General features: G+C 34.1%; 4 protein-coding genes. All 4 read right to left on the reverse strand.

All coding sequences use genetic code 11. The features are described 5' to 3' along the window. A partial coding sequence (locus ENL20_11415) for a M56 family metallopeptidase (protein ID HHE39161.1) occupies positions 1 to 816 on the reverse strand: 816 nt, incomplete at its 3' end. Then, positions 809 to 1,189: a BlaI/MecI/CopY family transcriptional regulator gene (locus ENL20_11420; GenBank protein HHE39162.1), complete on the reverse strand. Its 381-nt coding sequence runs from the start codon at positions 1,187 to 1,189 to the stop codon at positions 809 to 811. The genes ENL20_11420 and ENL20_11415, both read right to left, overlap by 8 nt. Positions 1,190 to 1,323: 134 nt before the next feature. Next, complete coding sequence (locus tag ENL20_11425) at positions 1,324 to 1,974, reverse strand: DUF1648 domain-containing protein (GenBank protein ID HHE39163.1); 651 nt, start codon at positions 1,972 to 1,974, stop codon at positions 1,324 to 1,326. Positions 1,975 to 2,118: 144 nt separating this feature from the next. Beyond that, the coding region (locus ENL20_11430; protein HHE39164.1) for a hypothetical protein at positions 2,119 to 2,414 on the reverse strand (296 nt) is incomplete at its 5' end.

Genomic DNA, 2,414 nt, shown 5'->3' on the forward strand with positions numbered 1-2,414 from the left:
AAAAACGAAACCGTTCATAAAAGCAAATCTCGTTTTAAGAACTAAACAATTTTCCAAGTTTGCTAAAACGCATTTTCCATAAGCAAGTGAATTTTCTCGGCTCGCTCTCATCGCCATTTCATCACAGACCTTTTCTCTTTGCAAACTTAATCGATTTCTCGCAAACCAGATAAGCGGATGGAAAAAGTATAAGACATTTATCAGCGTTTCAAAAATCAAAAAAATAATATCTTTTCGCTTTATATGAGCCAATTCGTGAGCGATGACGGCATTAAGTTCGGTAAAATTCCAATCTTTTGCTTTCACAGGTAAAAATATTTTCGGTTTCAAAAATGAACGGGTCAAAGGAACAGAAATATTTTCCGACAAATAAATCTTAATCTCTTTATTAATCTTCATTTTTGTTTTTAGTTTGGATAAAATATCCGAAAAGTCTGCTTCTGTTGAATCCGAAAGTTTTTTGTTCAGATTTTTTTCCAGGATTGTTTGACGGATGAGCAAAAACAGAACAACAGATAACCAACTAAAAAATAAAACTGTTTTATAGGGAAATGACGAAGATGATTCTGAACTTGAAACAAAAAATTGGGGAAGAATATTTTTTGAAAATAGCACAGTTTCAGAAAAAACAGGTAAATTAATTCTGGGTGGAAGAACTGCTTTCAAAAAAACGAATGTCCATAAATAAAATAGAAAAAGAGGAGAACTTTTCCTGAATAAAAATGCGACAAAATAGATAATTCCAAAAAATATCAGGAGTTGGAGCGAATTATTCAGGAAGAAATCAAACCAGAGATTTGAAATTGTATCAATCATTTTCGTTCTCCTTTTCTGCGATCATTTTTTTGATCATCTCGATATCTTCTTTATCAAGTTTGTGCGCATCAAAAAGATATGCTGCCAAATTGGAATACGAACCTGCGAAAACATTTTGTGTAAATTTGGAAATTTCTTTATTTATGAGATTTTTTTCTCTGACGATCGCTTTATAAAAATTCACCAATCCGATCTTTTCTTTGGTTAGAAATCCTTTCTCGACCATTCGTTCCATATAAGTCTGGATCGTTGTATAGGCTCTTTTATTCGGTTTGGAAAGTGCTTTGGAAATTTCCTTTACCGTGATTTTTCCTTTCTGCCATGTAATTCGTAAAATTTCCCATTCCAGGTTGCTGATATTTAATTTCTTCATTTCTGTTCTCCTACTTCTGTGGCAAAGTTCCTACAGGTGTAGTATATGTCAAGAAAAAAGATACCCACCTATTCAAAAATTAAATTAATTCTCTCTAAAGTGTCTTATAACGCAAAATATCAATCACTAAAAAATTATTTTCCTTCCTTCTTATACAAAATAAAAGAATACAAAACCGGATACAATACAATTGCCATAACCACAATGAACATCACAACCAAAGATGTTTGTGAATTTTTCCAGAGAAGTGGGATCAAGATCATTAGAAAACCTGCCAAAACAAAACTGATCCCACCTGAACGATGCGTTTTTCTCCACACATTTTCCGAAGATAAAGTCCAAGGAGTACGGATTCCGGCAAAAAAGTTGGAAGGAATTTTCGGAAGGAGATTTCCCAATAAAATGAACATCAAGCCAATCAGGTAAAAGATCATATTTCCGCTGGGATTCAATATTTCTTTTGCCAGCAGGATCGTATAAACATGAAAACCTGCAAAGAAAAAGATGATGATCGTGGCTAAATTCGGAATTACTTTGTCAAACCTTTCCCGTGCGTTTTTATAGCGAACGGAAATATACGGAAGTGCGATCAGCAGCAGCAACATTGCTATGCTTATTCCGGGAAAAAGAAGTAATCCTGTCCACTTTCCATAATATCCGTCAATTTCACCTTTGATGTTCCAGTGACAGGGAATTTTTACATCTTCCGACAATGATAATCCAAGATATAAAGATGCAATTATCTGGATTATAATGATGACAAAACACCATTTGAATCTACTCATTTTCTCTCCTGTACCACCACCGTCCCGGTGGTCTCATTTTTTCTCGTCGAAACAACGGAGTTGCTGTATCACCACCGTCCCGATGGTTTCTTTTTTTCCCGTCGAGACGACGGGGTTACAGTATCACCAGCGTCCCGATGGTTTTTACAATTCCATTATTTTATTGAATCTCCAATCTTCAGGTTTAGAAACCAATCCCGCTTTCACAGGATTATGATAAATATAGCGAAGGACATTTCTAAATTCGTTTTCATTCCTGATATAATGATCATAAAATTCTCGATACCAGAAATCACCTTTTCTGTTTAAAATTTTATTCGCATCTCTTGCCGTAAATCGTTTATGACTATACATTATATCTTTTAACTCGTAAAATTTATTTTCGTTTTCAATCTTCATTGGTCTCATTAAAATATGAATATGATTGGGCATTATGCAAT

This window comes from Candidatus Cloacimonadota bacterium (assembly GCA_011372345.1).
Taxonomy (GTDB): domain Bacteria; phylum Cloacimonadota; class Cloacimonadia; order Cloacimonadales; family TCS61; genus DRTC01.